This window comes from Ruegeria sp. BJ5 (assembly GCF_056537865.1).
The window spans coordinates 563,007-586,683 of record NZ_JBQFSH010000001.1 but is presented as its reverse complement, the minus strand read 5'-3'; the positions used below and the strand labels follow the sequence as shown (position 1 = coordinate 586,683).

The window sequence follows — 23,677 nt, the reverse complement described above, 5'->3', positions numbered from 1 at the left end:
TTCATGTGGCATCAAGCCGATGATATCGACCGCTCCATCAATAGCAGATCGGGCCAGGGCGTAGAAATACCAAATGCCACCCATCCAAGACCGTTCAAGAGCTTCCCGCCGAGGGTGCCAGATGTCGGCGGTGGGCTCGAAAAACTGTGCAACAGTTCTAGCGCCTTTGCCGAGTCGACCGCTGGCACGGCGATCCCAATGCCGCCAATCGCCAAAGCATAGTGCGGAACGGTGTTGGCGATGTGAAAACCCGGGCTGAACACCTTGAACCCGGCAGCCTCAAGCGCACAGATCGTTGTTGCAGCCGTCGAAACCCGGTAGGCGATCGCTATGGTCGCAAGCGGCATGCAGCGCAGAGCTTTCTCAAAACGGCCCGTCTTCCAGGACGCCATCGGCGCTCATCTGTGCATAAAGCAAACCCTCGCGCAGCCCGCGGTCCGCCACCGAGAGGCGGTCGGTCGGCCAGCAGCGCAACAGCGCCTGCAAGATGGCAGATCCGGACATGATCAGGGCCTGCCGGTCCTCGCCGATGCGTGGATCGCGACGGCGGCCTTGAGGGCCAAGCTCCAGATAGCCGCGAATGACCTTGTCGATCTGATCGCTGGTCATGCGCAGGCCGTCCACCTTGGTCCGGTCATAGCGTTTCAAGCCCAGATGAGAGGCAGCAACGGTTGTGACGGTGCCGCTGGTGCCAACGATCTGAAACCCCTCACGGGCCTGTTCGTCCTTATACGGCGCAAAATCGGCGAGGTTTTCTTCAAAAAACCAACTCATCAGGGCAAAGCGGGCAGCATCGTCTTCGACATCGTGGAACTGATCGCGCAGTGTGGCGACGCCCAGTGGAACGCTGATCCAGTCCACCACCTTGGCGGCGGGAAAGGGACTGTCGACGGTGTGAAACCCGTTATGCAGCCGCATGATCGCCGTTGAACGGTCGCGTCGCGGAACCGAGGACAGGTCAATCCAGACCAGCTCGGTCGAGCCGCCGCCGATATCGACGACCAACAACTGCTCGGTCTTGGTGCTGACCAGCGGAGCACAGGAAATGACCGCCAGACGGGCTTCTTCCTCGGGTTGGATGATTTCAAGGTTCAGGCCAGTCTCACGCTTCACCTGACGTATGAAGTCGCGTGAGTTTCGGGCGCGGCGGCAGGCCTCGGTCGCCACCAGCCGCATGCGCTTGACCTTGTTGCGCTTCAGCTTCTGCTGACAAATGCGCAAGGCTTGAATGGTTCGCGCCATGGAGGACCGCGACAGCCGTCCGGTCCTTTCAAGCCCCGAGCCCAGTTGCACGGACTTCGAGAAGCTGTCCACCACATGAAACCCGCTGCCCTTGGGCTGGGCGATCAACATGCGGCAGCTATTTGTTCCCAGATCCAGCGCAGCGTACAGGGCGTCTGGATCGGGTCTTGCCGGCGCGGGGCTTTCGACCACCTTCGGGAACGCGCCCGCACCTTTGGGACGCTTGGGCGCCATCGTCACGCCCTCCGATTTTCGAGTTACCCCGACCTTAGGTCGCGGGCGCGCGTCGTGCAAGACGCTCATTAAAGTCATGAGGATTTTGATGGACCCCGACACTGGAGAAACCGGTGCAGGGCCTGTATCCCGAACTGCAAAACGTCGCTGTAAAAGCCCCGGGTGTCGAAATCCGACCGACCCGGCCCCACATAGCCGTTTAGAACCGGATCATCTGGTTAGGAGGAATCAAGATCAATGCCTGACGTCACCATCGTTTACTGGCGCGACATCCCCGCTCAGGTCATCGTGGGCAAGGGCCGCCGTGGCGCAAAACGACAGTTGGATGTGCGGTTCGAGCAAGCCATCGATCGCGCAGCCATGAAGGTGAACGCCAAGGACAGTGATGCCTATCTGGCCGAGTGGCGCAAAGCCGAGCCGTTCGAGGTTGAGGGTGACCCGACCGAGATCGCCGAGGCTGAAGCGCTACGCCTGGAAACGGAATACGATCAGGACCGCATCAAGGCCCTGATCGCAAATGACGGTTGGGCATGAGCCCCAGATCTTTATGGGAGGCCGCAATGGCTTTGCTGAACTTCAAGAAACGTGATGCGGCCGACAAGGCCCCGGTGAACCCGACCGTCGAAGCCTTTTTGCAGGGTTATTCGATCGAAGTCATGCCGCGCACAGCCGAGAAGGTCGAGGATTTCCGCGACCTGCTGCCCGAAGGCACGCGCGTGTACATCGCCCATATCGAGGGCACACCCATCGAGGACATGGTCAAGACCGCCAAGCGGATCGCGGCCGAGGGATATCCTGTCATGCCGCATTTTCCGGCCCGCATCATCAAGGACGCGGCGACGTTGGAAAACTGGATCGCCATGTATCAGGGCGAGGCCGGCGTCGAGCAGGCGTTGCTGCTGGCAGGCGGCGTGGACAAGCCGCATGGCGACTTCGACAGCTCGATGCAGTTGCTGGAAACGGGGCTGCTCGACAAGGCGGGCTTCAAGCGCCTGCACGTCGCGGGTCACCCCGAGGGCAACAAGGACATTGACCCGGACGGTTCGACCAAAAACGTGGACGAGGCGTTGCGCTGGAAGCAGAAATTCAGCGAAACCACTGACGCTGAAATGGCGCTGGCCACCCAGTTTGCCTTTGACGCCAAGCCGATCATCGCTTGGGCCGACGGCCTGAAGGCGGCCGGGATCGAACTGCCGATCCACATCGGCATCGCCGGTCCGGCCAAGCTGCAGACCCTGATCAAATTCGCGATCGCCTGCGGTGTGGGCCCGTCGCTGAAGGTGCTGCAGAAGCGCGCCATGGACGTGTCCAAGCTGCTGCTGCCCTACGAGCCGACCGACGTGATCACCGCGCTGGCCGAGCACAAGGCGGCCAACCCCGACTTCAACATCACCAACGTGCACTTCTTCCCGCTTGGCGGCATCAAGACCAATGCCAACTGGGCCATCGAAAACGGCGGCGCCTCGGCGAAGCCTGCAAACTCCTAAGGACCCGACATGACCCGTACAGTCGTAGAATCAAAGACGAAAACCGCGATCATCGGCTTCGATCAGCCGTTCTGCGTGATTGGCGAGCGGATCAACCCCACCGGCCGCAAGAAGTTGGCCGCCGAGTTGGAAGCGGGCGATTTCTCGACCGTCGAGCAGGACGCGCTGGCGCAGGTCGCGGCCGGGGCGACCGTGCTCGATATCAACGCAGGCGTGGTCTACAACTCGAACCCCAACCCGAACGAGACCGAACCGCCGCTGATGAGACAGATCGTCCAGCTGGTGCAGGGTCTGGTCGACGTGCCGCTGTGCATCGACAGCTCGGTTCCGGGTGCGTTGGAGGCCGGGCTGGAGGCCGCCGAAGGCCGCCCGCTGCTGAACTCGGTCACCGGTGAGGAGGACCGCCTGGAACTGGTTCTGCCGCTGGTCAAGAAATACAACGTGCCGGTCGTTGCGATCTCGAACGACGACACGGGCATTTCGGAAGACCCCGACGTACGCTTTGAGGTTGCCAAGAAGATCGTCCAGCGCGCAGCTGACTACGGCATTCCGGCCCACGACATCGTGGTGGACCCGCTGGTGATGCCGATTGGCGCGATGGCTACTGCCGGCCAGCAGGTCTTTGCCCTGGTACGCCGCCTGCGCGAGGAGCTGGGCGTGAACACCACCTGTGGCGCGTCCAACATCTCGTTCGGTCTGCCGAACCGTCACGGCATCAACAACGCCTTCCTGCCGATGGCGATGGGCGCGGGCATGACCTCGGCCATCATGAACCCGGTGGCGCTGCCGGTGACGCAGAAGAAGATTGCCGAGAAAAAGGCCGAGGTTGCGGCGGCGGGCATCATCCTGCCCGACGGCATGGACGACGAAACCTTCGTTCAGATGTTCGGGCTGGGCTCGACCAAGCCGCGCGCCGGCAAGGAAATGGAGGCCATCCGCGCTGCCAACCTGCTGACCAACAACGACCCGCATGGCGGCGAGTGGATCAAGTTCAACAAACCGGCCGATGCTGCTGGTGCCGAAGGCGAGAGCGCACGTGGCCGCCGGGGCGGTGCTCGACGTCGCCGGGCCTGAACAGGCTGCTTTGTCAACGGGCCGGGCAATCTGCCCGGCCTTTTTGTTTGCCGCGCTGATCGAAGCATCTTGAATTCGGCGAAGGACGGGTGATATTCAGCACCGAGCGGCGGGTATGATGTAATGGTAGCCTGTCAGCTTCCCAAGCTGAACGTGCGGGTTCGATTCCCGCTACCCGCTCCAAAACACTTTGATATTGGCCCGCTTGAAGCTCAAAAGCTGAGGTGGACTGGGGCCATTTCGCGCCAAAATCCCGCCACAAAAAAGCCTAAATGAACGAATTCTCGCGTTATACGGGAAATCCTTTTCGTTTGTGGGGAGGTTTGCCAGATGCGGGCTCGCTACGATTTGAACTGACGGGGGAACCCTCGTTCCTGTGCGAAATTCGCACATTAATGAGTACAAACTGGAGTTCAAATCATGTCGAAGGCAATTCGTAGTCTTTTTATTCGTCTGCGCCGTGACGAGCGTGGCGCCACTCTTGTCGAATACGGTATCGCACTGTTCATCGCGATCGCTGTTGGCGGGACCCTGCTGACCGGTCTGGGCGGCACAACCAACACCAACTTCAATGACGCCAACACGGCTGCAACACGGCCGTAATCCTGCTGTTTTGGCCTGAAAAGCAACTGGTTTTCCGCCGCGAAGACGGCGGGAAGCCAGAACCAGCCCAGTCTCGGCATTCGGCGTCCCGCGTGACGCAGTTTGGGCCTAGGACTGGCCCCACGTTTTCAGAATGACCGGCCCGGCTATTTGGAGGGACCTATGCGATTGAAATCCTTGATGATGACTATTCTTGGCGTGGGTCTGGCGGGTGGCGCCGTGATGATCGCGCAGGAGCAGCTGAGACGGAGCCAGGCCGCCGCTGATCCGACGATCGTTCGCGTGGTCGCCGCAGCAGAAGAGATCCCGTTCGGATCTCCGATTGAAGGTCACAAGTTGACCGCCATCGACTGGCCGGCGGATTCCGTGCCGGCAGGGGTATTTACAAGTTTCGAAGATGTTCTGCCCACAGCAGGTGCCGATCCGCGGCGCGCCAAGCGCGCGTTGGCGCAGGGTGAAATCCTGTTGGCGTCAAAGGTTTCTGACTTCGGTGAGAAGGTCACCATCGTTCAGACCTTGGGCGAGAACAATCGTGCAATGGCCATCAATGTGGATGCGCAGACCGGTGTTGGCGGGTTCGTCACACCAGGTGACTTTGTTGATATCGTGCTGACGCAGGGCAAGAACGAGTCGCTGCGGGCGGTAACGATCCTGCAAAATATCCGTGTCATTGGTGTTGATCAGACGGCTGATGAAGATGTCGACCAGCCCGGGATTGCCCGAACGGTGACTGTCGAAGTCACTCCGGACCAGGGACAGCGGTTGGCATTGGCTCAGAAGGCCGGGCAACTCAGCCTGTCGCTTCGGTCGCTGCAAATCCAGGAAGACAAGCCATTGGAGGCCATCCGCCTCAGCGACATTCTGCTTGAAAAGTCGCCGGTTGCAGAGGGCGCGCCCAAGCCGATCGTGAAGGTGCGTCGGGGCACCACGGACGTCCAGGAAGTTCCTGTTGCCGGCAACCCCTCGAATGCAACCGTGTCCAACTGATCGCTCTCGAGGTCTGTTCATGCCCACGCTGCGCAACATAAAGGACGACGAACAGGGGACCATTCTGGTTTTCGTCGGAATTTGCATGACCGTGATCGTTGGCATGGCGGCGCTGACCTTTGATCTTGGGCGACTGGCTTCTACGCAGACCGACCTGCAGGCTTATACCGATCACGTGGCTCTGGCCGCCGCCGGAGAACTGGATGGCGGTAGTGATGCGATCACACGCGCCACGGCCGCTGCAGCCGGAATGATCGAAGACTCCCAGTTCTTTGCCGAGGGCAGCCAAGATCTGGGGACGGCCGCAGATTATTCGCTGCGGTTTCTGTCGGGACTGCCCGATCCTGCCGCCGATCCGGATGACAATGATCCAGTCGATGGGTTTGTGACGACCGATCCCGCTCTGGCCGTTCTGGTTGAGGTGACCGCGACCCCTAGAACCGTTTTCCTTCCGTTCGGTCGGGCGCTCGCTGACTTGTTGGGCGTCACGCGTCCGGATGAGGATGTCGAGGCTGTCGCGATTGCGGGTTACACCCAATATGCCTGTGATGTGACGCCGTTGATGTTCTGCATCCCTCCCGGCTGGACGGCGAATGCAAACAAAGGGTCAACCATCAAGTTGCGCACTGGAGGTAACGGTGCCGCTTGGGGGCCGGGGAATTTTGGTTTCCTCGACCCGACGGACATCGGCATAAACCCCAACGGTCCTTGCGCGGGGCAGACCGGATCAAAACTCTATATCTGCCTGATCGCGGCGCATGGAAACCTGACGCAATGCGTGTCTCAGCGCGGGGTCGATACCGAACCCGGTCAGCGCAATGGCATTGGCAGCGCAATCTACAATTCACGGTTCGATATTTTCCACTCGACGATGAGCAACCTCAAGAATGATGAAGATTATGCGCCCGGACCGCAGGTCATCGCGGGCTGGGAAAACTCTGGCGGAAGCTGTCTGAAGAACAATCCCGAGGTTTCGACCGACTCGATGCCGTTTCCGCCCGACGATTGCTTTGCCGCCGGCACCTGCGCGCATGGCGGCCGTTTTGGAAACGGTGTCTGGACCTCCGGCAAAGCGGCTTATTTGGACATGAACTATGGCGACGGTCCGGCCAATGATCTGACGCCGCACCCGCTGGGTAACCCGACGGGTAATACGCGATACGAAATGTATCTCGACGAGATCGCCAGGGCTGGTACGGGTGATGTGCTGTTCGGGCGCAGCGAGTCCGGCCGCCCGCAATGCGCGAGCACAACGCTGGACGACCCTGACCGCCGCACATTTATCGCAGCCGCCATAAACTGCGGTGCCAATCCGGTCGCGGGACGCGCGGAGAACGTTCCGGTGCAGGAGTTTGTAAAGGTTTTCCTGATCCAGCCGCTCGAAGAATCCTCGGGGACTGATTTTGACATCTATGTCGAGGTGGTCGAGCAGGTCGGCGGTGGAGTAGGTGGCAGCAGCGATGATGGCGTTTTTCGCGATGTCGTGAGGTTGTATCGATGACTCGGCTCGTTCGACATATCCGACGGTTGCGGTCGTGCGAGGCCGGCGCCCCGATGGTCGAGTTCGGGATCGTACTTCCGTTGATCCTGCTGTTCTTTGCCGTGATCATCGAAGGTGGGCGTATCACTTGGATTCATCAGGCAACGTCGGCCGGTGTGCGTGACGCCTCGCGTATGATCGCGCGGATCGCGCCGTTGGACTTGTGCGCAGCGGGCGGAGTCGGCAGCTATGACGCTCTGGCCACGGACATCGTCCAGAACCAGTTGGGCGGTTCGTCGATCATGCCGCATGGCACAACCGTCATCGACGTCACGCCGCGCTGTATCTCGCGGGCTGGCGTGTACCGGATCAATCCGACTTCGGTGGTCGAGGTCACGGCTCAGATCCGGATCGAGTACCTGTTTGGAAATGTTTTCAGCCTTTTCGGGGCAGCGCTGGGGCCTCTCGACACCGAGATCTCGGACCAGAGCCGGGTGTTTGGGGTATGACGGGTAATCTGCATATGCTGCGCGCTTTCTGGCGCCGTGAACATGGATCGGCACTGGTCGAGCTGGGCATGGTCGTTCCGTTGTTCCTGGTGCTCGTGTTTGGAATTCTCGAGTACGGACGGCTCTACTGGTCCACGACGATGGCGCAGAAAGCGATGCAAAAAGCCTCACGGCTTGCCACGGTCGGGCCGCCCCTGTGTGGCGCGATGCCGGCCACGCACACGCTGGCCGGTGGCGCCCCCGCAACAACCAAGTTCGGCGCGCTGTGCCGCAGTGGCAGCATCTGCGCCACTCCGAACCTGCCGGCGCCGTGTCAGCTTGACGCATCAACCGCCTATGGCAGCCGGATCTGGGACGAGATCGAAATGCTGCTGCCGCCCGGAGCCACCGCGGCAAATGTGCAAATCACCTATTCGCACGATCCTCGTCTTGGTTTTCTTGGTGGACCCTATACGCCGGTAGTTACAGCCGAACTGGTAAACCTGGACTACGATTTCGCGCTGCCAATTGGGCCGCTGGTCGCCCTTGCTGCTGGCAACCCTGCCATATCCGCCAGCAGCCCCAACACCATTTCAATCCCAACGATGAGCACATCCGTCCCGGCCGAGGATCTTGCCATCGGTGCCGTTGAGTAAGGAGAAGAGTCATGAGTGCCAAGCAGATTTCAGTGCTGTTGATTTCACCGGACGAAGAGATTTTCGCGGCAATCGAAACCTCGTTGGAGGGGCTGAGCAATTGCCGTTTTACGGGCCGCAAGGACACTGTCGCGCGGGTCAACGGGACGGCTGTTGCATTGTCAGCGCGTCATGACGTGGTTCTGTTCGATGTGGATGACAGTTCGCCCGAGCTGTTGCAGACCGCACAGCAAATTTGTGACGCGCGCATGCCCAATGCGATCATTATCGCGCTGGCGTCCGAAGATCTGCCGCTGGAGAAAGCCCGACAGCTCAAAAAGCTTGGAGTTGATGACGTGCTGCCGCGCAATGCAATCCATGAGGAGATCATTCCGCAGGTGGATGCGATCCGTGCCCGGCGGCAGGCGCAGCTTCCCGCCGTTTGGGGTGGACAAGCCACACTTGGCAAGTTGATCGCGGTTGGCAAATCTCGTGGTGGCGTCGGATCGTCCTTGGTTGCGGCCAATATGGCGAACGAGCTTCAATCCAAGGCCGGATTCCTGAAAAAGACGGCGTCGAACTCGGTTGCGCTGGTGGATCTGGACTTTCAGTTCGGCTCGATTGCGGCCCTGATGGATGTCGCCGAAAGCGACGCGATGTGGCGTATGGCCATGGAAGGCAGCATTCCCGACAGTGCCTTTTTGGAACAGGCGATGGTCAAGTCGCCCTGCGGGGTCGATATCCTGGCGGCTCCGTCGCGCTATGGTCCGTTGACTGCAATCAAGGAAGAGCAGATTTCGGCCATTCTGGATTCCCTGAAACGTACCCATGACTACGTCGTGGTAGATTTGCCGCGGGCGCTGGTGGAATGGATTACGCCCGTCCTGACGCAAGCGGACCGCCTATATTTGGTGACGGACGTTGCCGTTCCGTCCGTTCGCTCGGCCCGCAAGCTGATGGATTTCTACCAAGCGGAAAACCCAGCGCTGGAAATTCAACTGGTCGCCAACCTTGAAAAGAAACCCATCATTCCGGCGGCGCACCACAGAGCGGCGGCAAAACTCCTTGAAAAGGACTTTGCATTTTGGGTGCCGCGCGACGAGCGCACGGTACGCGAGTCGGTCGATCGGGGCGTGCCGTTAGAGGATGTTTCATCCCGTGCACCGATGACACGCGCAATCCGAAAGCTGGCGCACGAGACATGCCTGTCATTGCCGCCTCGGGTCGGCCAGAACTGAGCCAGACTGTTTCGGAATAGTTAAATATTTGCAGAAGGTTAAGTAGATGTTTCGAGAATTCGACCGACCAGGCCAGGAAAAACCGGACGCTTCGAAAGTTGTGCCGTTGGACACCAAGCAGTTTGCTCAGATCGGCAAGCCGGTTCATGGCTCCGGCGATGACCTCGTATTGATGCATGACATCCAGAACGATCGGATAGATCTGAAGGCGCGACTGCATAACTCCTTGCTGGACAAGCTGAACCTCGCCGTTATCGAAAAGGTCGAGGAAGAAACGCTGCGGGGCGAAATTGGGCGACATGTCACCGAACTGCTGCGCGCCGAAGGCCGTGCGATGCGCAGCGAGGAGGTCAAGCAGCTTGTCGAAGAGCTGATGCACGAAGTGCTTGGACTGGGTCCGCTGGAACCGTTGTTGGCCGACCCCACGATCAACGATATCCTCGTGAACGGCCACACGCAGATTTTTGTCGAGCGCTCCGGCATCCTCGAAAAGACATCGGCACGCTTCCGGGACGAACGTCATCTGCTGCGGATCATCGACAAGATCGTCAGCCGGATTGGTCGCCGTATTGATGAACGGCAACCGTGGGTGGATGCGCGGTTGGAAGATGGCAGCCGCGTCAACGCGATCATTCGGCCCTGCGCACTGGACGGGCCGGCGCTTTCCATTCGAAAATTCTCGCGGGTTCCGCTGACGATGGAACGCCTGATCAAAAACGAGGCCTTGAACGAAAGCGCGGCCAAACTGCTGCGGGGATTGGTTGAAGCCAAGATGAACGTGCTGATCTCGGGCGGAACCGGATCGGGCAAGACCACGATGCTGAATGCATTGTCGTCGTATATCAGCCCTCGGGAGCGGATCGTCACGATTGAAGACGCGGCCGAACTTCAGCTTCAGCAGGAACATGTCTTGCGCATGGAAACGCGGCCTGCTGGCCTCGACGGTACTGGCGCCGTTGCCCAACGAGACCTTGTGCGAAACGCGCTGCGGATGCGTCCGGATCGGATCATCATCGGCGAGGTGCGCGGCTCCGAAGCATTCGATATGTTGCAGGCGATGAATACCGGCCATGACGGGTCGATGACGACGGTACACGCCAACAGCCCACGCGATGCACTTTCCCGGGTCGAGCAGATGGTGCAAATGGGCGGGCTGGAGCTGCCGCATGCAGCAATCCGCGCGACTATCGCTTCGGCAATTCACTTTGTTCTGCAATTGAACCGCCTGTCTGATGGTACCCGCCGTGTCACCTCGATTGCCGAGATCACCGGCATGGAGGGCGATATCGTGACCATGCAGGACATCTTCGTCTTCAAACGTGAAGGCAAGGACGAGGCCGGCAACATCCTTGGGCGCTTCATGCCGACCGGTATCCGACCGAAATCCAGCGATGCGCTGGCGGCGGCGGGTGTCGACCTTTCATCGATCAAGTTCAACTGAGGGACCCGGCCATGTTGGAAGATCTCAGATCCTTCTTTTCGACGCACAGCATAGACTCGTTGATCGGACCAGAGATGGAAGTGGGCGGTTACGATGTCCGCTTTGTCCTGTCACTCTTGATATTCCTCGGCGCACTGATTGCCTTCGAAGGGGTCCGTCAGCTTTTGAAGCGCGGAGAAAACCGGGAAGAGGCGATAAACCGGCGCATCCAGATGCTGAACCAGGGAAAGACTGGCGAGGACGTTCTGGAATTGCTCAAGCCGCGGGAGAGCAAACCACTCATGAAGTCGTTTCCGCTGGTCGGCGACTTGCCGGGTGCCCTTGCGGCATCGGGCCTGAACATGGTGCCGGAAATGTTCCTGTTGGGTTGTGGGGGTGCTTTTCTGGTTTCGGCGACAGGAGGCTCATTGGTGGCCAACCCACTGACGGTAATACCCGTGAGCGCTGTGTGCTTCCTGTTGGCTCCGTTGGTCTACCTTGGCGCCAACCTCAGACGGCGCAAGGCTGCGCTGATCAAGCAGTTGCCGGATGCGTTGGACCTGATGTCGCGTGGGTTGAAGGTCGGACATCCGTTGAACACGACCTTGCAGAGCGTAGCAAACGAAATGCCCGATCCGATCGGAACTGAATTCGGTCTGGTCGTGGACCAAGTCGCTTACGGAGAAGAGTTAACGACCGCCATTCGCAACATGGCAGACCGAGTAGATGAAGAGGATATCCAGTACCTCTCGGTCGCGCTGACGATGCAGCACGGCACTGGCGGCGATCTGGCCGGCATTCTGCGGACATTGGCGCGCGTCATCCGTGCCCGAATGTCCTTGCGGCGCAAGATCAAGGCCATTTCTGCCGAGGGTCGGATGACCGCCTATATCCTGTCGTTCATTCCTGTCGGGATTGCCCTCGTGATGACGGTCATGACGCCGGACTATTACGGAAGCGTGGTGCAATACCCGATTTTCTGGCCCGTCATGAGCGTCATTTCTGCGGCCATCGTTCTGAATGCCATCGTTTTGTTCAAGCTTGTCAATTTCCGGATCTGAGGGAGGGTTGTCGAAATGGAAATCGTGAACTCGCTACTCGACACTGGTCTCTTTTCCCAACTCATGATCCTGGGCGTTGTTGCCGCCGGCGCGATCGTTGCATTCTTTGGGATATCATCGTCGCTCGGCGATCGGTCTACAGCAGCCGAACGGATGCTGCCCAAACGAACAAGGGGCCAGAGCCTTGCACGTCTTGTGCCGGAAAAGGTGGAGGGCGATACACCGACCGGGCTGAGCGCCGCACTTATCCCCAGCGATGCAAGTGTCAGGTTCGAAGTTGGCCAAGTGCTTGCGCGCTCAGGGTTTCGCGGCCGGAATGCAATCGCCAATTTCTATCTGATCCGTTTGGGCTTGGCGACGTTTCTGCCGCTCGTCTTTCTTGTCCTCATGTCTTGGCAGCCTGCGTCCAGTATCGGCGCCACGATCAACGATTATGTGTCTGGTCTAAATTCATTTCAGATCTTGCGGAACCTTGGCATCCTCTGCGGCATCGGGTTCTTCATCCCCCAGCTTTGGATGAGCGCTCGGATCAAGGAGCGTAAACGTCGGATGGAGAATGCGTTCCCGAACATGCTGGACTTGCTCCAGATTGGGATCGAGGCGGGAATGGGCTTTGACCAGGCGCTTCTCAAAGTTGCAGTGGAAATGCAGACTGTATCGCCCGAAATGTCCGAGGAAATTCTGATTGCCCTGAGCGAGATTCAGGCCGGGCGCGACCGTGAAGTCGCGTTGATGAGAATGGCGCGCCGGACGGGGATCGACGAAATGAGTTCGTTCGTGAGCGTCGTCCTCCAGTCGTCCCGGTTCGGCGTCCCGTTGTCGGCCGCCTTGACTACGTATTCCGAAGAAATGCGCGAACTGAGAGAGCTTCGCGCGCAGGAGAAAGCCAACAAGTTGCCGGTGCAGATGTCCGCGGTCATGGCGAGCCTGATGTTGCCCTCGATCGCGGGGCTGATCCTTGCACCGATCATCATTCGATACGTCGAAACCTTCGTGAAATGACGTTGTTTTTGTGGGTGCGGCGCTCCCGGGTCCACACGAGGTCAACTGTGCGTCCCCGACTTGGGTCGCGTTCTTTCAGGCGCTGTAAAGCAGCATCGACCAGCCGGCCAGGATCAGGCCCGAAAGGCCTATGGCAATCCCAAGAGGAAACTCGCGTCCGCTGAGCGTTGCTGCAAGCTTTCCTGTCGGTTGTCGGACGAACAGGCGCAGCAGGGTCAAGCTGGTCAGTCCAAACGCCATCGCGGCAGAAAGCAGCAGCATATATGTCGAAAGGGCTTGGGTCGGTATCGCCAGAAAAACCACCGGTAGCATCTTGGCGTCTCCGCCCCCCAGCCAACCGGCGGCGAAAAGGGCAAAACAGATCCCAAAGCAAAGCCCGGCGGCGATCAATCGCAATCCAACTTCATGCAAACCGAGGGCAGGGGACCCTACCAGAAACAGGGCAACCCCTATCAGGCAGTACAGGTTCGGTATCCGGTATTCGGTTAGGTCCGTCCACGCCACCGCCACAAACAGCGGCACCATCAACCACAGAGGTACCCAACTATGCCAAGGCAGATCAATCATCATGCGCGTGCCTGATTGTGTCTGCCGTGCAAGGCTTCGCGTTCTTCGATCGAAACCAGCCGTCTGGCCAACATGTGGAAGTTCTCCATTCCTGTCTTGCCGTAGATATGCTTGAGATGCGTTCTCACAGTCGCCGGACCAATCTCGAGCTCGGATCCAATGGACTGTTGCGACAGTCCCCGGGAAATCAGAACGCAGACCCGCCATTCGGCCCGTGTCAGGCCCGCTGGGTTTTCGAGGCTCATCAGCGGCGCGTCATTCACCGCCCTTTGGATGGTCGTTACGGATTGGCGGGAAATTGCTTCCGTAATCAGACCGGCGCGTCTGTTGCGGTAGATTTCGGAAATTTCGGGTGCGACTGTCTCTATCGCTTCGCGCCAGCCGGGTTCGAGACCTTTGGCGAAATGCAGCTCCAGAAAATCGATTTCGCAGCCTTGGTTGTCGAGACAGACGAACAGGATATCGTGCAGCTTGCGGTGCGAGATCCAGTCCAGAACAACGGCAGAAAACTCGTTTACGGGTTTCCCGTGATCCTTGAGACTGAAGACGACGCCTTTCTTTGGCTTGCTCGCAAACGGACCAATCACGTCGTTCGTGAAGGAAAGGAAAAGCGGCCGGCTTATTGTCGTGTCACGGGTATCTGCGCGCGCAGCTACTCGGCTGCCACCTTTATTGAGCCAGACACGGCTGAGGGTACCACAATCGGCTCCAAACGCGTTGACAACTTCGGTCAACGCAGCGTCCAGAACCACTCCGCCCTGGCTCCATTGAATGAAACTGATCAATGCGCGTGTGTGTTGCGTGTTCGGTAGCCACGCACCTGCACGGCCCATCCCCCTGTCCATATAGCACCAACTGGTAAACGTCTTACTCACTAAAGCGAGCCGGTTCAGCGGCTTCTGTAGATTTGAATTACTCTGCCCAATACATTCATATTTTACGATTTTTACGCAAAAATCACCAAGAATCTTATTAAGTTTCCGGATGGGGAGAAAAACACACGAAAAAAAGCAGACAATTAGGCTCAAAAGGCTGAAAAGAGTTGACGATCAGAAACAATAACAGTCAGCGGGTGTGATTGGCCAAGGGCGACACGCTCTGGTATTTCAGGAGGGCTGGCGGGCCTGAAAGACGTTGATGACTGCCGGGATGCCAAACCCATCTGCCGTTTGAAAACTCGAAAACTCCTGGGCCACGGCGCTCTGGATTTTTCGTTCGTCGGCCTCATCGCCTTCAAAATGCGCTATCACGCGCGCGGCCGGCCCGACCCGGGTGCAAAGCTCAGCGGTGGCCTCCACCGATCCAAGCCCCGGTAGTCGGAGGCTTACGGGGTTGGCGAAGATGTCATCCAAACCCGCCGTTGCCATCATGCCGGTCACATGGTCGATGTCATGAAAGGCCAGTGGCCCGGGTGCGTACCGACCATATTTTGGTGGGTGGCCCAGATGCGATGTGGCGGCCATGTGGGGAATCCTGAACCAGGGATTGTCAGCCAGAGGTCCCCATGCGGCAAAAGTCATTTGTCCGCCGGGGGCCAGAGCCTTGGCGATGTTGGCGAACGCCGCAACAGAATCCTGAAAGAACATGACACCGAACCGCGATATCGCAGCGTCGAACGCGCCCTCGGGGAACCGGGCGACCTGAGCGTCGACGCATTGGAAATCGACGTTTTCAACACCCGCGGACAAGGCCCTTTCCCGCGCTCGGCTTAGGAACGGCTCAGAAATGTCGCCGCCAAGAACATGGCCCTGCGGTCCGACACGCTGGGCGGCCGCGATGGTGCTGGCGCCGGTCCCGCAGCCGATGTCCAGCACGCGCATTCCGGGTTCCAGTTCGGCCTGATCCAGAACGAGGTCCAGAACCGGGGCCAGCATGTGGTCCAGTTTGTCCTCAAAAGTCAGCCACTTGGTGCCGGATTCGGAGTTGCCCCAGTATTCAGCCTGATCTTCGTTTGCTGTTTGCATGGGGGTCCTCCGCAGTTTTTCGGACTATGCCTTTCTGCGGCGACGGCGGCCAGTTTTTTCCGCATCGCCTCCGGTGTTGAAGGACGGAGCGGGGAGGGTGACGATCTTAACCAGTTCCGGGAACGGGTCGGTCTTGTGCGGAATCGCGTTGGCGGCGACGAAATGCTCCTGGAATTTCGGCTCGATCGCGGTTTCGACCTTGGTGATCTCGCGCACCACGCGTTCGATCTCGGCCCGGGCGGCGATGTTGCACAGCGCGATGCGTGCGCCGGTGCCGGCGGCGTTGCCCGCGCTTTGGACCTTGTCCAGCGGCGCGTCGGGGATCATGCCCAGAACCATCGCGTGTTTGGTCGAGATATGGGCGCCGAACGCCCCGGCCAGCACCACGCGTTCCACACGGTCCACGCCCATCTCGTCCATCAGCAGCCGCGCCCCGGCATATAGCGCGGATTTCGCCAGCTGGATCGCCCGGATGTCGCCTTGGGTCACGGTGATGCGCGGGCCGCCCTCGGCGCTGGCGTCATGGATCAGGTAGGAATGGGTGCGGCCCTCGGGGATGCAGCGGCTGGAGCCGGTCTGTTCGGCCGAGCCGATCAGGCCGCTCTCGTCCAGCAGGCCGGCCATGCGCATTTCGGCCACCGCCTCGATGATGCCCGACCCGCAGATGCCAGTGATGCCGGTGGTGGCGATGTCGGCCTCGAACCCGTCTTCGTCCGACCACTTGTCCGAGCCGATCACCCGGAACCGGGGTTCCTTGGTCACGGGGTCGATTTGAATGCGCTCGATCGCGCCGGGCGCGGCACGCTGGCCCGAGCTGATCTGCGCACCTTCGAAAGCAGGTCCGGTGGGCGAGGAACAAGCCAGCACGCGGGTCGTGTTGCCCAGCAGAATCTCGGCATTGGTGCCGACGTCCACGATCAAAACCAGGTCCTGCGACTTGCCCGGCTCTTCGCTTAGCGCCACGGCGGCGCAGTCGGCCCCCACATGGCCCGCGATGCAGGGCAGGATGTAGACCTGCGCGCGGGGGTTTATCGTGGTCATATCCATCTCGCGCGCGGGCAGCGACACGCTTTCCGACGTGGCCAGCGCAAACGGCGCCTGGCCCAGTTCGACCGGGTCCAGACCCAACAGCAGGTGGTGCATCACCGGGTTGCAGACGAACACGGTTTCCACGATCAGGGCCGGGTCGATCCCGGCCTCCTCAGCGATCGAGGTGACCAGATCGTTGATCGCCTCGCGCACGGCCCGGGTCATTTCCTGATCACCGCCGGGGTTCATCATCGCGTACGAGACGCGGCTCATGAGGTCCTCGCCGAACCGGATCTGCGGGTTCATCAGGCCGGAGGAGGCCTTGACCTCGCCGGTGTCCAGATCGGTAAGATGCGCGGCGATGGTGGTCGAGCCGAGGTCGATGGCCAGCCCGTACAGCCCGCCTTCGTGCAGGCCGGGCCAAATTTCGACGATTCGCGCCACGCTGTCCTTGTGGCCCTTGTGCAGGGCGACCGTGACCTCCCACTTGCCCTTGCGCAGGGTCGGCTGCAGTTTGGACAGAAGCGACAGGTCGGCGGTGACGGCGTCGATCTGCCACTGCTCGCGCAGGGCGCGCTCCAGCCGTTCCAGATCGCCAGTGGGCGAGTGCATGTCCGGTTCTTCGACCACTACGAAATAAAGGCGCGTGGCCGGGTCCATGGTGATGGCGCGCGCGGCGGCGGCCTTGCGCACCACCTGGCGGTGAACCTGGCTTTCGGGTGGGACGTCGATCACCACGTCGCCTTGAACGGTGGCCTGACAGCCCAACCGACGGCCTGGTTTCAACCCGCGCTTGTCGTCATAGCGCTGCTCGACCGCGTTCCATTCGCTCAGCGCGTCTTCGCGGACCGTGACGCCGTGTTTGGGAAACTCGCCATAGCTGGGCGTGATCTGGCATTTCGAGCAGATCCCGCGCCCACCGCAGACCGAATCCAGATCGACCCCCAGCTGCCGGGCCGCCGTCAGGATCGGAGTGCCAACGGGGAAATGTCCGCGTTTGCCCGAAGGGGTAAAGACGACAAGGGGATCGGTGGTCATGACGGATGCCTTTTTGGTGTTCGCGCATATGGCGGCAAGATATGGGTTTCGCGGCAAAGGGAAAGGCCAATCCGCGGCAGGTTTTGCGCGGCTTGCGTCGTTTTCCGCGCCATCACGGCGGTTTGTGGGCGAACAAGTTGGGCCAAGGGCTTTTCCTTTGGTCGAAACCATGTAATAGGGTCACCGCCAAACGGGGTTTTGCATGGGGTTAACAGATGCAGATTCGTGAGGCACTCACCTTTGATGACGTTCTTTTGGTTCCGGCGGCCTCGTCGGTGCTGCCGGCAACGGCGGACACGTCCACGCGCGTGACGCGCGCGATCACCATGAACATACCGCTGCTCAGCTCGGCCATGGACACGGTGACCGAGGCGCGCATGGCCATCGCCATGGCGCAGGCCGGCGGCATCGGGGTGATCCACAAGAACCTGACAGTCGAGGAACAGGCCCGCGAGGTGCGCCGGGTCAAGCGGTTCGAATCCGGCATCGTTTACAACCCAGTCACCCTGCGCGCCGATCAGACGCTGGCCGATGCCAAGGCCTTGGTCGAGCGCTACAACTTCACCGGTTTCCCGGTGGTGGATGAAGAAGGCCGCGTCGTTGGCATCGTGACCAACCGCGACATGCGTTTCGCTACCTCGGACGACCAGCCGATCCGCGCGATGATGACCTCGGACAACCTGGCCATGCTGCAAGAACCGGCCGACAGGGAAGAGGCCATCAGCTTGATGAAGGCCCGCCGGATCGAAAAGCTGCTGGTCGTGGATGCCGACGGCAAGCTGACCGGCCTGCTGACGCTGAAAGACACGGAACAAGCGGTGCTGAACCCCACGGCCTGCAAGGACGGTTTGGGCCGACTGCGTGTCGCGGCGGCAACGTCTGTTGGCGATGCCGGTTTTGAACGATCCGAGCAGCTGGTCGACTCTGGTGTCGACATCATCGTGGTCGACACGGCGCACGGTCATTCCCAAGGAGTGCTTGACGCGGTGAAGCGGATCAAGTCGCTATCCAACGAGGTTCAGATCATCGCGGGTAACGTAGCAACGGGCGACGCGACCAAAGCTCTGATCGACGCCGGTGCCGATGCGGTGAAGGTCGGGATCGGGCCGGGCTCGATCTGCACCACGCGCATGGTGGCCGGTGTCGGCGTGCCGCAACTGACCGCGATCATGGATTGTGCGGCGGCGGCCGGAGACGTGCCGGTCATTGCTGATGGTGGCATCAAGTTTTCGGGCGATTTCGCCAAGGCCATCGCGGCGGGGGCGTCCTGCGCCATGGTCGGCTCGATGATCGCCGGCACCGATGAAAGCCCGGGCGAGGTCATTCTGTACCAGGGCCGCTCTTTCAAATCCTACCGCGGCATGGGCAGCTTGGGCGCGATGGCGCGCGGCTCAGCCGATCGTTATTTCCAGAAGGACGCCGCGAATGACAAGCTGGTGCCCGAGGGGATCGAGGGACAGGTGCCCTACAAGGGCTCGGCCAGCGCCGTTGTTCACCAACTGGTCGGCGGTCTGCGTGCGGCCATGGGCTATACCGGCTGCGCGACCGTTGATGAAATGCGCCGCAATTGTCAGTTCGTGAAGATTACCGGAGCGGGTCTGAAGGAAAGCCACGTGCATGACGTACAGATCACACGCGAAAGCCCCAACTATCGCGTGATGTGACGGTTTCCGTCGGACTCAGGACCTCGACATGACCCCAGGCGCGCGCGTTCAGGCCGCTATCGAAATCCTAGACGATTTTCTGGGCGGAACTCCCGCCGAGAAAGCGTTGACGGGCTGGGCGCGGCGCAGCCGTTTCGCCGGATCGAAGGACAGGGCAGCGATCCGCGACCATGTCTTTGACGCGCTTCGGCATCTTCGGTCTTACGCTGCGATCGGCGGTGCAAGGACGGGGCGAGGCCTGATGCTGGGCGCTCTGCGGTCGCAGGGTCAGGACCCGGGCGATCTGTTCACCGGAGATCGTCATGCCCCAGACTCCGTCACGGCGGACGAAGTCGGTCGCCCATTCGAAACGGAAGCCGAGCAGTTTGACATTCCCGAGTGGCTTTGGCCGGTTTTCGAGCGGTCGCTTGGTGAAAATGCCAGAGAAGCCGCCGCCGCGCTGCAATCGCGCGCTCCGGTTCACCTGCGGGTCAATTTGGCCCGCACGAGCTTGCAAGAGGCGGTGGACGCGCTGACGCGGGAAGGGATTTCCACTGCGCCGCACCCGGCCTGCGAGACAGCGCTTGAAGTTGTCGAAGGTGCCCGGAAGATTTCGCAATCCCAAAGCTATCGTGACGGCTTGGTCGAGTTGCAGGATGCAGCGAGCCAAGCTGTCGTTGCTGCATTGAACCTCAGGCCTGGCATGAGGGTTCTGGACTATTGTGCCGGGGGTGGCGGCAAGGCGCTGGCCATGGCCGCCACCGGCGGTGTCGAAGTCTTCGCCCATGACGCCAACCCCGGGCGCATGCGTGACCTTCCTGACCGAGCGCAACGGGCGGGAGCGCGCATTACAATCCTGTCCACAGATGACCCGGAAAAACTCGGCCCGTTTGACGTGGTGCTGACTGACGCCCCCTGTTCCGGGAGCGGCTCGTGGCGGCGCGCACCTGCGGGCAAATGGGCTTTGACGCCCGAGCAATTGGCCCAGTTGCCTCAGACACAATTGTCCATTCTGGACGCGGCCGCACCCCTCGTCTGTGATGGCGGTGTATTGGCTTACGCCACCTGTTCGATGCTGGATGTCGAAAACAGAGGCGTCATAGACACGTTCCTGTCGTCGCATCCGGAATGGCAATGCACGTTCAGCCGATTGTGGCAGGTTGTACACGGGACTGACGGCTTCTATTCCGCCCACTTGACGCGACGCTGATACGCTGAAAACAACTTAAAGGAGAATATTCGCCGGATTCCTTAAGCGGATATTAACCCTTTGTGCCACGATATGCCGTGGATTGATTTTGAATTGAGTTGTTGATGACCGAAGTCGCTCAATTTACGCCAAGCTTGACTGGGCGGCACTTTCCGAGCTGGTCGCGGGCCATCTCTCTGGTCGGTGTCGCGCTTTTGTTGGTCATTCTCGCACAGTTCTTTCCGATCTCACCCCAGTTGGTTTCGGGCCTGCTGGCGGTCGGAGGGTCTTTTCTGGCCGTTGGCGCGTTTGTTATGTTGCGCGGATGGTTCTCGTATCGCGTTGACAAACAGGCGCAAACCATTCTCGCGTCGTTTCTAGAAAAAGAGCCCGCCCCGGGATTCATCACGGATGCCAACGGGCGGGTGCTGATCGTGAATTCCGCAGCGCGAGACAGGTTCAACGCCTCGACAGGCGCAAGGCTGGACATGTGTTTGCGGTCCGTTTTCGCCAATCCTGCGGCGATACTGGTTCGGATGCAGTCATTGGCGCAAGTCGAAGGGCGCGCGGCAGAAGACATCGTGACAAAGGGTACGACAATTCCAGTTCTGGCGATCGACCTCGGCGATGATCTGTACCTGTGGCGGATCAAGGCCTCGGGTCGGCAACCCTGGGCGTATGCTTCGCTTCCAATCGTGACGCTCGGGCGAAATGACGTGGTCCTGAACATGAATGCCGCGGCCGAGGCGATGCTCCAAGGCAGCGAGGTGGGCGCGGCCGAGGCTCTGACGCCGGAGGTCATATCCGGTGAAACGGTTCTACGCCTGCCTGCTCAAGAAGGTTCGCGGCGGGTATTCGTGTGCGAGGTTCAAAAAACCAGTGCGGGCCGGGATATCGGGCTGGTCGTGCTTGACGACGCGCCTGCAGATCAGTGGACCACGACTTTCGCCGACGTCCCGGTACCCATGATGCACCTTGCTCCGGGCGGAGAGATTCTGGATGCCAATCGATTGGCGCGCAAGCTGATCGGTGATGTTGAGTTGGGTCAGACCAATATCGACACGATTCTAAGCGGATTGGGGCATCCCTTGCGGGACTGGCTGCTTCAGGTCGCCGCATTCGATGGGCCACCACGTTCCGAATTCCTGCGGCTGGGTGGAAAGGACCGAGAGGTCTTCGTGCAACTGACCCTGACCCGCATCGTCAAGAACGGTGAGGTGCGCCTTGTTGCTGTGTTGAACGACGCGACCGAACTCAAGACGCTGGAGGCTCAGTTCGTCCAAGGGCAAAAGATGCAGGCGGTCGGGCAGCTGGCGGGCGGTGTGGCGCATGATTTCAACAACCTGCTGACCGCCATTTCCGGACATTGCGACCTGCTGCTGCTGCGCCATGATCAAAGTGATCCGAACTACGGCGATCTCGTCCAGATAAACCAGAATGCCAACCGGGCCGCTGCGTTGGTCAGCCAGTTGCTGGCCTTTTCCCGAAAACAGACTCTGCGACCCGAAGTGCTGGATCTGCGCGATACCATTTCCGACCTGATCCACTTGTTGAACCGCCTTGTAGGCGAGAAGGTCAAGCTGATCCTCAGTCATGATCCGGTTCTCAAGCCCGTTCGCGCAGACAAGAGGCAGTTGGAACAGGTCGTCATGAACCTCGTGGTGAACGCGCGCGATGCGATGCCCGACGGCGGAGAGATCCGTATCGAAACCGAGGTGTTTTCTTTGACCGAGCCGCTGATGCGGGACAGGGCGACCGTTCCGGCGGGTGAATATGTTTCGGTCAAGGTCATCGACAGTGGCGTCGGTATTCCGTCAGACAAGCTGCAGAAGATTTTCGAACCCTTCTACACGACCAAACGGACAGGCGAGGGGACCGGGCTGGGTTTGTCAACGGTCTATGGCATCGTCAAGCAAACCGGCGGCTTCATCTTTGTGGACAGCACCGAAGGGCGTGGGACCGAGTTCAACGTCATGCTGCCGGTCTGCTTGGCACGGGACCCCGAGGTTGCGATCGAACCGCCGGCGCAACCGGGGCCGAATGCGCATCAAGGCGAAGGTGTCGTTTTGTTGGTCGAGGACGAAGCACCGGTACGCGCCTTTGCAACCCGTGCCTTGCGCCTCAAGGGCTATACCGTCTTTGAGGCGGGCTCGGCCGAGGACGCGTTGCGCATTCTCGAGGATCAGAACCTGCACGTCGACGTCTTCGTCACGGACGTGGTCATGCCCGGAATGGATGGTCCAACCTGGGTTGCCAAGGCGCTGGAAAGCCGGCCCGATGTGCGGGTGGTCTTCATGTCAGGCTATACCGAAGGCGCGTTTGGGGACGCTGGGCCGGAGATCAGAAACTCGACTTTCCTGCCCAAGCCCTTTTCACTGACACAATTGACCGAGGCGGTGTTTCAGCACCTCAACTAACGCGCCTGCTGATGCAGACGAAACTCGACGGCATGAGCCTTGCGGAATGTATCCATGGTCTGGTCCGAAAGTGTCAGTTCCCGTTTGGGCGATACATTTTCGCGGGTCAGACTGATCCGGGCGTTCAGCCGATCTTGAAGGAAGTCCAGAATCTCGTCCTGGTGTTCGTAACGAAAGATATGCTTAGCGCCGGCGCCATTGCTGCGGGTCCGGAAGAATTCAGTTTGGCTTCCGACATCGGCAAACCCGGGACGGGGCGATTGCATATAGGCCTGAACAAACATGTCGAAAGACATGCCGGCGGTCGAATGCGGGTGGCCAGTCAATTCGGTGCGCGTCCTGTACCGGTACCAGCTGCCCAGCCAATCGACGGGTTCGCGGACTACGGCCATGATTTCCATTTCCGTGTCGTACATCTTGCGGAAAATGTTTTGGAAGAAACGGTCATAGCGACGCACCGGCGCATGTTTCAGATCCGGTGGACCCGATACCACGATATCTGCGCGGTCCCGCAACGCGACCTGATAGGCGGTGCTTCCGGTTTTGGGCAGCGACAGAAGCGCAAGGCGTTCCTTGAAGAAGATCAGCATTTCATGTCTTTCCTGCGCCGAAGGCTGTCGTGCCGCATGATTGTCCGCCCCGGCGGCCGAGGTCAATTGCTTCCGCACAAAATCACCAGCCTGTTCAAGTTAAATTTCATCGCAAAGACAGAGCCTTGGGCATGATTGAGCAGTTTCGAGATCAGAATAAACGACTCTTTAACCTCTTCATCGAAGGGTAAGGAATGAAAGTTTTTGTTGAAATGTTCTCTTTTTGATCTCATAAGGAACAAGAGGCGAACAAAGCAGCGATTGCCGCCCGGTGATGGGTGTGACAAAA

At 59.9% G+C, this 23,677-nt stretch carries 22 protein-coding genes and 1 tRNA gene; 16 read left to right on the top strand and 7 right to left on the bottom strand.

From position 1 onward, the window contains the following. Positions 1 to 11: 11 nt before the first annotated feature. Together ACR0NY_RS02940 and ACR0NY_RS02935 are read right to left on the bottom strand one after the other, a co-directional pair. On the bottom strand, positions 12 to 392 hold the full coding sequence (locus ACR0NY_RS02940; RefSeq protein WP_170368466.1) for a hypothetical protein: 381 nt from the start codon (positions 390 to 392) through the stop codon (positions 12 to 14). Beyond that, the gene (locus ACR0NY_RS02935) at positions 364 to 1,476 is read right to left on the bottom strand and encodes a Ppx/GppA phosphatase family protein (RefSeq protein WP_170338517.1); all 1,113 of its coding nucleotides are present in this window, start codon (positions 1,474 to 1,476) and stop codon (positions 364 to 366) included. Before ACR0NY_RS02935 ends, ACR0NY_RS02940 begins: the two co-directional genes overlap by 29 nt. Before the next feature lie 237 nt (positions 1,477 to 1,713). On the opposite strand from ACR0NY_RS02935, the gene ACR0NY_RS02930 reads away from it, so the two are divergent. The 13 genes from ACR0NY_RS02930 (at position 1,714) to ACR0NY_RS02870 (ending at position 12,951) form a co-directional block, all read left to right on the top strand. Then, the gene (locus ACR0NY_RS02930; RefSeq protein WP_093962131.1) at positions 1,714 to 2,010 is read left to right on the top strand and encodes a virulence factor; all 297 of its coding nucleotides are present in this window, start codon (positions 1,714 to 1,716) and stop codon (positions 2,008 to 2,010) included. Between the two features lie 26 nt (positions 2,011 to 2,036). Then, on the top strand, positions 2,037 to 2,963 hold the full coding sequence (locus tag ACR0NY_RS02925) for a methylenetetrahydrofolate reductase (RefSeq protein ID WP_170359172.1): 927 nt from the start codon (positions 2,037 to 2,039) through the stop codon (positions 2,961 to 2,963). 9 nt (positions 2,964 to 2,972) lie between these two features. Beyond that, positions 2,973 to 4,037, top strand: a complete 1,065-nt coding sequence (locus tag ACR0NY_RS02920; RefSeq protein ID WP_170338520.1) for a methyltetrahydrofolate cobalamin methyltransferase — start codon at positions 2,973 to 2,975, stop codon at positions 4,035 to 4,037. 109 nt (positions 4,038 to 4,146) lie between these two features. Then, positions 4,147 to 4,220: transfer RNA gene (locus ACR0NY_RS02915), tRNA-Gly, on the top strand. A 237-nt stretch (positions 4,221 to 4,457) separates the two neighbouring features. Continuing rightward, positions 4,458 to 4,640, top strand: coding sequence for a Flp family type IVb pilin (locus ACR0NY_RS02910; protein ID WP_093962121.1), 183 nt, complete (start codon positions 4,458 to 4,460; stop codon positions 4,638 to 4,640). 162 nt (positions 4,641 to 4,802) lie between these two features. Then, a complete protein-coding gene (gene cpaB / locus ACR0NY_RS02905; protein ID WP_170338522.1) occupies positions 4,803 to 5,627 on the top strand; it encodes a Flp pilus assembly protein CpaB in 825 nt (274 codons plus the stop codon). Between the two features lie 19 nt (positions 5,628 to 5,646). Beyond that, a complete protein-coding gene (locus tag ACR0NY_RS02900; protein ID WP_170368465.1) occupies positions 5,647 to 7,128 on the top strand; it encodes a pilus assembly protein TadG-related protein in 1,482 nt (493 codons plus the stop codon). Further along, on the top strand, positions 7,125 to 7,616 hold the full coding sequence (locus ACR0NY_RS02895; RefSeq protein WP_170338526.1) for a TadE/TadG family type IV pilus assembly protein: 492 nt from the start codon (positions 7,125 to 7,127) through the stop codon (positions 7,614 to 7,616). Before ACR0NY_RS02900 ends, ACR0NY_RS02895 begins: the two co-directional genes overlap by 4 nt. Beyond that, entirely contained in the window at positions 7,613 to 8,251 is a 639-nt protein-coding gene (locus ACR0NY_RS02890) for a TadE/TadG family type IV pilus assembly protein (RefSeq protein WP_170338528.1), read from the top strand. The genes ACR0NY_RS02895 and ACR0NY_RS02890 overlap by 4 nt, the downstream gene beginning before the upstream one ends. 11 nt (positions 8,252 to 8,262) lie before the next feature. Continuing rightward, positions 8,263 to 9,468, top strand: coding sequence for a CpaE/TadZ family protein (locus tag ACR0NY_RS02885; RefSeq protein WP_170338530.1), 1,206 nt, complete (start codon positions 8,263 to 8,265; stop codon positions 9,466 to 9,468). Positions 9,469 to 9,514: 46 nt separating this feature from the next. Continuing rightward, complete coding sequence (locus ACR0NY_RS02880; protein WP_170338532.1) at positions 9,515 to 10,909, top strand: TadA family conjugal transfer-associated ATPase; 1,395 nt, start codon at positions 9,515 to 9,517, stop codon at positions 10,907 to 10,909. An 11-nt stretch (positions 10,910 to 10,920) separates the two neighbouring features. Next, on the top strand, positions 10,921 to 11,949 hold the full coding sequence (locus ACR0NY_RS02875; RefSeq protein ID WP_093962114.1) for a type II secretion system F family protein: 1,029 nt from the start codon (positions 10,921 to 10,923) through the stop codon (positions 11,947 to 11,949). Positions 11,950 to 11,964: 15 nt separating this feature from the next. Continuing rightward, positions 11,965 to 12,951: a type II secretion system F family protein gene (locus tag ACR0NY_RS02870; RefSeq protein ID WP_170359189.1), complete on the top strand. Its 987-nt coding sequence runs from the start codon at positions 11,965 to 11,967 to the stop codon at positions 12,949 to 12,951. Between the two features lie 75 nt (positions 12,952 to 13,026). Here ACR0NY_RS02870 and ACR0NY_RS02865 read toward each other — a convergent pair whose 3' ends face one another. The 4 genes from ACR0NY_RS02865 to ACR0NY_RS02850 form a co-directional block, all read right to left on the bottom strand. Beyond that, complete coding sequence (locus tag ACR0NY_RS02865; protein ID WP_170367135.1) at positions 13,027 to 13,521, bottom strand: A24 family peptidase; 495 nt, start codon at positions 13,519 to 13,521, stop codon at positions 13,027 to 13,029. After that, on the bottom strand, positions 13,518 to 14,252 hold the full coding sequence (locus ACR0NY_RS02860) for a helix-turn-helix transcriptional regulator (RefSeq protein ID WP_170368464.1): 735 nt from the start codon (positions 14,250 to 14,252) through the stop codon (positions 13,518 to 13,520). Before ACR0NY_RS02860 ends, ACR0NY_RS02865 begins: the two co-directional genes overlap by 4 nt. 372 nt (positions 14,253 to 14,624) lie before the next feature. After that, positions 14,625 to 15,482: a class I SAM-dependent methyltransferase gene (locus ACR0NY_RS02855; RefSeq protein ID WP_170368463.1), complete on the bottom strand. Its 858-nt coding sequence runs from the start codon at positions 15,480 to 15,482 to the stop codon at positions 14,625 to 14,627. Positions 15,483 to 15,506: 24 nt separating this feature from the next. Next, complete coding sequence (locus ACR0NY_RS02850) at positions 15,507 to 17,549, bottom strand: ASKHA domain-containing protein (RefSeq protein WP_170368462.1); 2,043 nt, start codon at positions 17,547 to 17,549, stop codon at positions 15,507 to 15,509. Positions 17,550 to 17,764: 215 nt separating this feature from the next. On the opposite strand from ACR0NY_RS02850, the gene guaB reads away from it, so the two are divergent. The 3 genes from guaB to ACR0NY_RS02835 all read left to right on the top strand — a co-directional run bounded on the left by guaB (position 17,765) and on the right by ACR0NY_RS02835 (position 22,798). Beyond that, the gene (guaB, locus tag ACR0NY_RS02845; protein WP_170368461.1) at positions 17,765 to 19,213 is read left to right on the top strand and encodes an IMP dehydrogenase; all 1,449 of its coding nucleotides are present in this window, start codon (positions 17,765 to 17,767) and stop codon (positions 19,211 to 19,213) included. Between the two features lie 28 nt (positions 19,214 to 19,241). Beyond that, the gene (locus tag ACR0NY_RS02840) at positions 19,242 to 20,402 is read left to right on the top strand and encodes an RsmB/NOP family class I SAM-dependent RNA methyltransferase (RefSeq protein ID WP_170368460.1); all 1,161 of its coding nucleotides are present in this window, start codon (positions 19,242 to 19,244) and stop codon (positions 20,400 to 20,402) included. A 104-nt stretch (positions 20,403 to 20,506) separates the two neighbouring features. Beyond that, positions 20,507 to 22,798: a hybrid sensor histidine kinase/response regulator gene (locus tag ACR0NY_RS02835; protein ID WP_170368459.1), complete on the top strand. Its 2,292-nt coding sequence runs from the start codon at positions 20,507 to 20,509 to the stop codon at positions 22,796 to 22,798. On the opposite strand, the gene ACR0NY_RS02830 is transcribed toward ACR0NY_RS02835, so the two are convergent. Further along, on the bottom strand, positions 22,795 to 23,388 hold the full coding sequence (locus ACR0NY_RS02830) for a sulfotransferase family 2 domain-containing protein (RefSeq protein WP_170368458.1): 594 nt from the start codon (positions 23,386 to 23,388) through the stop codon (positions 22,795 to 22,797). The two genes, ACR0NY_RS02835 and ACR0NY_RS02830, sit on opposite strands and share 4 nt — an antisense overlap. Positions 23,389 to 23,677 lie beyond the last annotated feature (289 nt).

Excerpts from the sequence above, each read along its gene's own strand:
- ACR0NY_RS02870 (WP_170359189.1), top strand. The coding sequence starts at position 11,965 with ATGGAAATCGTGAACTCGCTACTCGACACTGGTCTCTTTTCCCAACTC.
- ACR0NY_RS02835 (WP_170368459.1), top strand. The coding sequence starts at position 20,507 with ATGACCGAAGTCGCTCAATTTACGCCAAGCTTGACTGGGCGGCACTTT.
- ACR0NY_RS02940 (WP_170368466.1), bottom strand. The coding sequence starts at position 392 with ATGGCGTCCTGGAAGACGGGCCGTTTTGAGAAAGCTCTGCGCTGCATG.
- ACR0NY_RS02900 (WP_170368465.1), top strand. The coding sequence starts at position 5,647 with ATGCCCACGCTGCGCAACATAAAGGACGACGAACAGGGGACCATTCTG.
- ACR0NY_RS02865 (WP_170367135.1), bottom strand. The coding sequence starts at position 13,521 with ATGATGATTGATCTGCCTTGGCATAGTTGGGTACCTCTGTGGTTGATG.
- ACR0NY_RS02910 (WP_093962121.1), top strand. The coding sequence starts at position 4,458 with ATGTCGAAGGCAATTCGTAGTCTTTTTATTCGTCTGCGCCGTGACGAG.
- ACR0NY_RS02850 (WP_170368462.1), bottom strand. The coding sequence starts at position 17,549 with ATGACCACCGATCCCCTTGTCGTCTTTACCCCTTCGGGCAAACGCGGA.
- ACR0NY_RS02890 (WP_170338528.1), top strand. The coding sequence starts at position 7,613 with ATGACGGGTAATCTGCATATGCTGCGCGCTTTCTGGCGCCGTGAACAT.
- ACR0NY_RS02935 (WP_170338517.1), bottom strand. The coding sequence starts at position 1,476 with ATGGCGCCCAAGCGTCCCAAAGGTGCGGGCGCGTTCCCGAAGGTGGTC.
- ACR0NY_RS02875 (WP_093962114.1), top strand. The coding sequence starts at position 10,921 with ATGTTGGAAGATCTCAGATCCTTCTTTTCGACGCACAGCATAGACTCG.
- ACR0NY_RS02895 (WP_170338526.1), top strand. The coding sequence starts at position 7,125 with ATGACTCGGCTCGTTCGACATATCCGACGGTTGCGGTCGTGCGAGGCC.
- ACR0NY_RS02925 (WP_170359172.1), top strand. The coding sequence starts at position 2,037 with ATGGCTTTGCTGAACTTCAAGAAACGTGATGCGGCCGACAAGGCCCCG.
- ACR0NY_RS02840 (WP_170368460.1), top strand. The coding sequence starts at position 19,242 with ATGACCCCAGGCGCGCGCGTTCAGGCCGCTATCGAAATCCTAGACGAT.
- ACR0NY_RS02855 (WP_170368463.1), bottom strand. The coding sequence starts at position 15,482 with ATGCAAACAGCAAACGAAGATCAGGCTGAATACTGGGGCAACTCCGAA.
- ACR0NY_RS02885 (WP_170338530.1), top strand. The coding sequence starts at position 8,263 with ATGAGTGCCAAGCAGATTTCAGTGCTGTTGATTTCACCGGACGAAGAG.
- cpaB (WP_170338522.1), top strand. The coding sequence starts at position 4,803 with ATGCGATTGAAATCCTTGATGATGACTATTCTTGGCGTGGGTCTGGCG.
- ACR0NY_RS02880 (WP_170338532.1), top strand. The coding sequence starts at position 9,515 with ATGTTTCGAGAATTCGACCGACCAGGCCAGGAAAAACCGGACGCTTCG.
- ACR0NY_RS02920 (WP_170338520.1), top strand. The coding sequence starts at position 2,973 with ATGACCCGTACAGTCGTAGAATCAAAGACGAAAACCGCGATCATCGGC.
- ACR0NY_RS02930 (WP_093962131.1), top strand. The coding sequence starts at position 1,714 with ATGCCTGACGTCACCATCGTTTACTGGCGCGACATCCCCGCTCAGGTC.
- guaB (WP_170368461.1), top strand. The coding sequence starts at position 17,765 with ATGCAGATTCGTGAGGCACTCACCTTTGATGACGTTCTTTTGGTTCCG.
- ACR0NY_RS02830 (WP_170368458.1), bottom strand. The coding sequence starts at position 23,388 with ATGCTGATCTTCTTCAAGGAACGCCTTGCGCTTCTGTCGCTGCCCAAA.